Source organism: Mesorhizobium sanjuanii (genome assembly GCF_002529485.1).
Lineage (GTDB): Bacteria > Pseudomonadota > Alphaproteobacteria > Rhizobiales > Rhizobiaceae > Mesorhizobium > Mesorhizobium sanjuanii.
This window is the reverse complement of record NZ_NWQG01000045.1, coordinates 84416-91152: the sequence shown is the minus strand read 5'-3', so window position 1 is coordinate 91152 and position 6737 is coordinate 84416. Positions and strand designations below refer to the sequence as shown.

6 protein-coding genes are annotated in these 6737 nt (G+C 61.6%); 4 read left to right on the top strand and 2 right to left on the bottom strand.

Annotated features, from left to right (window positions below):
* Positions 1 to 63 precede the first annotated feature (63 nt).
* Both CN311_RS08765 and CN311_RS08760 read left to right on the top strand, forming a co-directional pair.
* The gene (locus CN311_RS08765) at positions 64 to 1221 is read left to right on the top strand and encodes a mandelate racemase/muconate lactonizing enzyme family protein (protein WP_097572918.1); all 1158 of its coding nucleotides are present in this window, start codon (positions 64 to 66) and stop codon (positions 1219 to 1221) included.
* Between the two features lie 86 nt (positions 1222 to 1307).
* Complete coding sequence (locus CN311_RS08760; RefSeq protein WP_097572917.1) at positions 1308 to 2204, top strand: NAD-dependent epimerase/dehydratase family protein; 897 nt, start codon at positions 1308 to 1310, stop codon at positions 2202 to 2204.
* A gap of 162 nt (positions 2205 to 2366) precedes the next feature.
* Here the strand turns inward: CN311_RS08760 and CN311_RS08755 are convergent, their stop codons facing one another.
* Both CN311_RS08755 and CN311_RS08750 read right to left on the bottom strand, forming a co-directional pair.
* Positions 2367 to 2960: a DJ-1/PfpI family protein gene (locus CN311_RS08755; RefSeq protein ID WP_097572916.1), complete on the bottom strand. Its 594-nt coding sequence runs from the start codon at positions 2958 to 2960 to the stop codon at positions 2367 to 2369.
* Between the two features lie 171 nt (positions 2961 to 3131).
* The gene (locus CN311_RS08750) at positions 3132 to 3830 is read right to left on the bottom strand and encodes a GntR family transcriptional regulator (protein WP_097572915.1); all 699 of its coding nucleotides are present in this window, start codon (positions 3828 to 3830) and stop codon (positions 3132 to 3134) included.
* Positions 3831 to 4001: 171 nt separating this feature from the next.
* On the opposite strand from CN311_RS08750, the gene CN311_RS08745 reads away from it, so the two are divergent.
* Entirely contained in the window at positions 4002 to 5249 is a 1248-nt protein-coding gene (locus CN311_RS08745; RefSeq protein ID WP_097572914.1) for an iron-containing alcohol dehydrogenase, read from the top strand.
* Positions 5246 to 6733: an NAD-dependent succinate-semialdehyde dehydrogenase gene (locus tag CN311_RS08740; RefSeq protein ID WP_097572913.1), complete on the top strand. Its 1488-nt coding sequence runs from the start codon at positions 5246 to 5248 to the stop codon at positions 6731 to 6733. The genes CN311_RS08745 and CN311_RS08740 overlap by 4 nt, the downstream gene beginning before the upstream one ends.
* Positions 6734 to 6737: the final 4 nt, after the last annotated feature.

Sequence of the window (6737 nt, the reverse complement as noted above, 5' to 3'; positions counted from 1 at the left end):
AGTTTACTCAAGCGTGAATGCCGTGAATTTGAAGGCGTTGCGCGCCATCAAGGGGAGGGTTCGATGAAGATCGTGGACATCAAGACGGCGGTCGTCGCCTATCACGGCAAGGCGACCCTGATCCGTATCGATACGGACGCCGGCATCTCCGGCTATGGCGAGGCAAATCCCGACGCGGGCGCGGCCGCGATCGTCGGCCTTATTTCGGAATTGAAGTCGGAACTGATCGGACAGGATCCGCGCAACGTCGAGTATTGCTGGGACAAGATCCGCCGTGACCATGTGTTCTCCGGCGCCCAGGCCGGTATCTTTCTGATCGCGCTGACCGGGCTTGAAATGGCGCTGTGGGACGTAGCGGCGAAAGCCGCGGGCCAGCCGCTCTATCGCATGTTTGGCGGCAAGTTTCGCGACCGGATAAGGCTCTATGCCGATTGCGGCGACGGCGATGACGTGTCGGGATCGCCGGAAGGATGCGCGGCGCGCGCCCGCCGTATGGTGGCCGAGGGCTTCACGGCGCTGAAATTCGACATCGACAATCTGCACCATCCAGCAAAGTTCGATGCGGTGAACCACACCATCAACGGCGCGGAACTGCGCTTCATGGTGGAGCGCGTGGCGGCGGTGCGCGAGGCGGTTGGTCCTGACATCGATCTTTGTATCGACCTGCACGCACGCTACGATGTGCTAAGCGCCAGCCGGGTTGCAGCGGAGATGGAGCGGTTCAACCTTCTGTGGCTGGAAGAGCCTATTCCAGCCGAGAACGTCGAGGCCCTGAAGCAGATCCGCATGCGAACCAAGACGCCGATCTGCGTCGGCGAAAATCTTTACCTGCGCTGGGGCTTTCGTGAGTTGTTCCAGAATTATGGCGCCGACGTCATCATGCCCGACGTGCCGAAATGCGGCGGCCTTGCCGAAAGCCGCAAGATCGCGAATCTCGCTGAAATGTATTATGTGCCATTCGCACCACATCTTGTGTCGACACCGCTCGGCACGATGGCGACATGCCATGTCTGTGCGAGCGTTCCAAACTTCCTCGTGCTGGAGTGGCATGCCCTCGAAGAGCGGGAAGCGTGGGACAGTTATGTGCGCCTGCCGGATGGCGCCAAATCGATCGTTGAGGATGGCCACATCGTCGTACCCGACACGCCAGGCATCGGCGTCGAGCTCAACATGGACGGCGTACACAAATACGCCGTGCCTGGCTTCGGCATCTTTGAATAACGGATGACCGGATAGCGTGCGCTGGGCGGAGATGCCTTTTGGCGAAGTTTCTGCCGCTCGACGAATAAGGCCGTTGGGAGGAAACCATGGGCAAGCGGATCGTCTTCACTGGTGGCAGCGGCAAGATCGGCCGTCACGTCATTCCCTACCTGCTCGAACGCGGGCATAAGGTCCTGAACCTCGACCTGACACCGCTCGATGTGCCTGGTGTGGATACTGTCATCACCAACCTTGCGGATGCCGGCGAGACCTACAATGCACTGACGCTGCATTTCGGGTTCAACGAATATTTCGGCGGAAAAGGCCGCGGCCCGGTCGACGCCGTGGTCCATTTCGCGGCCCTTCCGCGGATATTCCTGCGGCCGGACAACGCCATGTTCGCCGCCAATGTGCTGTCGACCTACAATGTTATCGAGGCAGCCACCAAGCTTGGCATCCGCAAGGTCATTACCGCGTCCAGTGAAACGGTCTATGGCGTGTGTTTTGCCGAAGGCGAACGCGACTTCACATCGTTTCCGGTGGAGGAGGACTACGATACCGATCCGACCGACAGCTATGGCCTTTCCAAAGTCCTGGGCGAGAAGATCGCGCGTTCCTTCGCTTCGCGCACAGGGAGCGACATCTACGCGCTGAGGATCGGCGGCGTTGTCGAACCGCAGGACTACGGCCGGTTTCCGGAGTTCCTGGCGGACGCCTCAAAACGGCGGCGCGACGGCTGGACATATATGGACGCGCGCGATCTCGGCCAGATCGTGCATCTGTGCATCGAGAGGGATGGTTTGGGATTCCAGATCTTCAACGCCGTCAACGACAACATCGTTGCCGACACGCCAACGGCGGAGTTTCTCAAGAAGCATGCGCCCGACACGCCAATTACGCGCTCCATGGACGTATTCGAGGGGCCAATCTCAAATCGAAAGCTGCGCGAGATCCTGGGGTTCAGACAAGAACATGATTGGCGAACGCGCCCAGCGAGTTCATGAGAGCGCAACGAGACCGCCGCCATAGCCGATCCCCAAGGAACGCCCCTACCGAAAGCCGCAAGCCCAACCCGGTCGCCGATTGGGGACTTGATGAATCGCGGAAATTGACGCGCCATTGAGGGAACCGACGCATCCCCTCAGGAATGCGTCGAGGCGAAAGGCTCAAGCGTGGCGGATTTCCGTTCCCAGCACCTTCAGGCATTCGCGGATGAACGCCGCAAGCGCCGTCCAACCTTTGGCCGAAACCATCGTCCCATCCACATAGGCATCGGTGGGGGATAGGTTGATGTAAGTGCCGCCGGCAAGCGTCACCTCTGGCTCGCAAGCCGCGAGCGCAGCCACCTTCTTGCCACGGACGACGCCGTCGACCGCAATTAGAATCTGGACGCCATGGCAGATCGTGAAGATCGGCTTTTTGGACTCATGAAAATGACGCACCATCGCCTGCACCCGCTTGTCGGTGCGGATGTATTCGGGGCCACGACCGCCGGCGCAGTAGACAGCGTCGTATTGGCTCAGCTGCTTCTCAGCGTCGGAAAAGGTCTTGTTGATCAGCGCATTGTGACCGGGCTTTTCAGTGTAGGTCTGATCGCCCTCAAAATCGTGCAGCGATGTCTTGATCAAGTCTCCGGCGTTTTTGTCGGGGCACACGACGTGGACGGTATGGCCCACCGCTTCCATCGCCTGCTGATAGACGAAGATTTCATATTCCTCGGTGAACTCACCGGTCAGCATCAAGATCTTTTTGCCTGGCATGGGTCTTCCTCTCGGCTTGTGGCAGGGCAAGGCACACGGCGCGCCTTGCCTTCCAGGGGATCGAAATCGGGATGGAACGGGTCTCGGGGAGACAATATTCCTCAGTGTCGGCCTGGGTGATCAGCGCCGCGTCGAGCTCGACGGCGTCCCGGAAAAGCGACATCGCAATGGCTACTCGAACGCAGGCAGGAGCCGGTCCCGCGAATTCTCGATGTGCACACGCATGGCCTTTTCGGCGGCGGCCGGATCGCCCGCGGACAAGGCAGCGAGAATCGCCTCGTGCTCGTCTAGCGCCTCTTCAGTCACCCGCGAGTGATACATCAGTCGGAAGATATGGAAGTGGGTATGCTGGTGGTTCAGCGTTTCGCGAATGAGTTCGTTCTGGGCGAACTCCACGATCTTGTCGTGGAAGATCGCATCCTGGCGGGCGAAGTTCGAATAGCGCAGGCGCTCGTCTTTTCCCACCCGCCGGGCCATGACGCCAGCCGCCTCCTGCAGCACGGCTAGGCGCTCGTCGTCCAGCGTGGCGGTGGCTTTGGCCGCGGCAGCAGGTTCAAGCAACAGGCGCAGTTCGTAAAGCTCGTCAAAGCGCCGGCGGGTTATTTGCGGCGCGGCCCGATAGCCGATCAGGTGGGTCTTCACCACCAGGCCCTCGCCCTCCAGCCGGCCAAGCGCTTCACGGATGGGCGTATGCGAGACGTCGAATTCCTTCACGAGATTGTCGACGGTGATGCGCGATCCCGGAGCAATCCGCAACGACATCAATTGCGCGAAGATTGCCTCATAAACGTCGCCAGCCAGACTGTTGGCGCGCTGGATGCGGCCGGTCGGGCGGGCCTCATTGTCAACCGTCAGGTCCGGGTTCTGCATCGTTTGCCTCTTGACAGAAGCACCCACTAACACGATGCTTCGCGCAATTCAATACTATATCCTATACGATTTTATAAGGCATCGCGTGAGAATGAGCGGAAGCGTCGAGGCCGGCCCCTGGAACGAAACCCGTTCTCATGGCTCCCAATCGGCCCTTGAAGGATCCTGTGCATGACCTTGTTTGCAGTGGCGCGCCTGCCGCGCGAAATTCTGTTCGGCAAAGGCCAGCGCCGTGCGCTGCCTGCCATTGCAGCCAGGTACGGGAGGCGCGCGTTCGTCTGCACCGATGAGCGTTTCGCGACGACATCGGAGTTTGCCGAGATTCTTGCTGGCTTGCGCGCCGCCGCCATAGACACGTTGGTCTACGACCGAACACTGCCGGATGTGCCACGCGACAGCGTCGCGGCCTGCATTGCGCAGGCGAAGGATTTCAAGCCGGATATGGTGATCGGCATCGGCGGGGGCAGTTGCCTCGACATGGCCAAATGCGCAGCACTTCTGCTCAGCCATGGCGGCAGGCTTCAGGATTACTATGGCGAGTTCAAGGTACCAGGCCCTACCCTTCCCGTGATCGCAGTGCCGACAACGGCGGGGACAGGCTCCGAGGTAACCCCCGTCGCCGTGATCTCCGACCCGGAGCGGACACTGAAAGTGGGTATATCGAGCCCTCATCTCATCGCCGCCGTGGCGCTTTGCGACCCGGACCTGACGGCGACATGTCCCCCTTCACTGACAGCGATCGCCGGCGCCGACGCGCTGACGCACGCAATCGAGGCCTTCACGGCGGCCAAACGCGGCGCCGATTACAATTTGCCGCAACAGCATGTCTTCGTCGGCAAGAGCGCTCTGACCGATCATTTCGCCCTCCTGGCCATCAGGCTGCTGGGCCGCAGTCTCGAAAAGGCATATCGAGACGGATCGGACGAGACTGCACGCGCCGACGTGATGATGGGAGCGCTGGTCGCCGGTTGCGCCTTTGGCACGGCTGGGACGGCCGCCGCGCATGCGGTGCAATATCCGGTCGGCGCCCTCACCCATACTCCGCATGGTCTGGGCGTCGCCACCACCTTGCCCTATGTGATGAGCTACAACCTCCCCGCCGCGGCCGCAGACATTGCCGAAGTCGGCACCGCGCTCGGCCTGCCCCAGCAGAGCGACGGCGACGCCGATGCATTGGCCCACGCCACCATTCGGGAGGTGAGCCGGCTGTTCGGCGCCATCGGCATCACGCCGACATTGGCCGAACTGGGCCTTCCCGAGGACAAGATCGACTGGACGGCCGAGCAGGCGCTCGGCATCGACCGGCTGATCAAGAACAATCCCCGCCCATTCGACCTCACCGCGATGCGAAGACTGGTCAGAGCCGCTTACGACGGTGACATGGCCGCTGCCACGATGCGACAGGAGTTCGCCCAATGAACATTTCCGCATATATATTCGATGAGGATGAAAGTACGTCCGACTACGCCACGTTTTCCCATGGTCTCTACATTGGTGGCCGTTGGCAGCCCTCGTCGGATGGCCGTGTGATCGAAGTGATCGATCCATCGACCGAGGCGGTGATCGCAGCGGTACCCGATGCCACGCTCGCGGACGCTGCCCTCGCCGTCGACGCGGCTGCAGGGGCAGCGGCCGGTTGGCGCGAAACACCGCCACGCAGGCGTTCGGAAATCCTCCGGCGCTGCTTCGAACTGATGACCGAACGGGCGGAGACGTTGGCGGCGCTTATCTCGCTGGAGAACGGCAAGGCGCTGCGCGATGCGCGCGGCGAAGTCGCATACGCGGCGGAGTTTTTTCGCTGGAACGCAGAGGAGGCGGTCCGCATCAGCGGCGAGTTCGGCCTCGCACCCTCTGGCGCGAACCGGATCGTCGTTGATTACCAGCCTATTGGCATCTGCGTGCTTATCACGCCATGGAATTTCCCCGCCGCCATGGCGACACGCAAAATCGCTCCGGCGCTCGCAGCAGGCTGCACCGTGATCTTGAAGCCCGCCAGCGAGACGCCGCTGACGGCCTATGCGCTTGCAGCGCTCTATGAGGAAGCCGGCGTGCCGCCTGGCGTCGTCAACGTCCTGACGACCTCGAACCCCGGGCCGGTGACGGCCGCCATGCTGGCCGACCCCCGAGTGCGAAAACTGTCATTCACCGGCTCGACCGGCATCGGCCGCGTGCTCCTGGCCGAGGCCGCAAAACACGTCATCTCCTGTTCCATGGAGCTTGGCGGCAACGCACCGTTCATCGTCTTCGACGACGCCGACCTGGAAGCAGCGCTCGATGGTGCGATGGTCGCCAAGATGCGCAACGCCGGTGAAGCCTGCACGGCCGCCAATCGACTTTACGTGCAGGCCGGCATCCATGATGCCTTCACGGATGGATTGCGCAAACGCATGGCTGCCCTCCACGTTGGTCCTGGCACACACTCGGAAACCGAATGCGGCCCGATGATCACCAGGAAGGCCGTGGACAAGATCAATCGGCTCGTCCAGGACGCAGTTGCCCGTGGGGCCAAGGTTCTGTGCGGAGGGACGATCGCCGAAGGCAAAGGCTACTTCTACCCGCCGACGGTGCTTCGCGACGTGTCCGCTGACGCCGTCATGGCCCGCCAGGAGATATTCGGTCCGGTGGCTCCGATCATACGCTTCGACAGCGAGGCGGAAGTGATCTCGAAGGCCAACGACACCGAGTATGGCCTTGCCGCCTACATCTACACTCGTGACCTTGCCAGGGGAATGCGCGTGGCATCGAAGATCGAGTCGGGCATGATCGCGTTGAATCGCGGCCTGATGTCGGACCCCGCAGCGCCTTTTGGCGGGGTCAAGCAGAGCGGACTGGGCCGCGAAGGTGGTCAAAAGCACGGCATTGCCGAGTTCATGGAGGCGAAGTACATCGCTGTGACCATCTGAGCAG

What these genes read in the sequence shown, in the direction of transcription:
- CN311_RS08765 (WP_097572918.1), top strand. Translation starts at nt 64, where the DNA reads ATGAAGATCGTGGACATCAAGACGGCGGTCGTCGCCTATCACGGCAAG.
- CN311_RS08760 (WP_097572917.1), top strand. Translation starts at nt 1,308, where the DNA reads ATGGGCAAGCGGATCGTCTTCACTGGTGGCAGCGGCAAGATCGGCCGT.
- CN311_RS08755 (WP_097572916.1), bottom strand. Translation starts at nt 2,960, where the DNA reads ATGCCAGGCAAAAAGATCTTGATGCTGACCGGTGAGTTCACCGAGGAA.
- CN311_RS08750 (WP_097572915.1), bottom strand. Translation starts at nt 3,830, where the DNA reads ATGCAGAACCCGGACCTGACGGTTGACAATGAGGCCCGCCCGACCGGC.
- CN311_RS08745 (WP_097572914.1), top strand. Translation starts at nt 4,002, where the DNA reads ATGACCTTGTTTGCAGTGGCGCGCCTGCCGCGCGAAATTCTGTTCGGC.
- CN311_RS08740 (WP_097572913.1), top strand. Translation starts at nt 5,246, where the DNA reads ATGAACATTTCCGCATATATATTCGATGAGGATGAAAGTACGTCCGAC.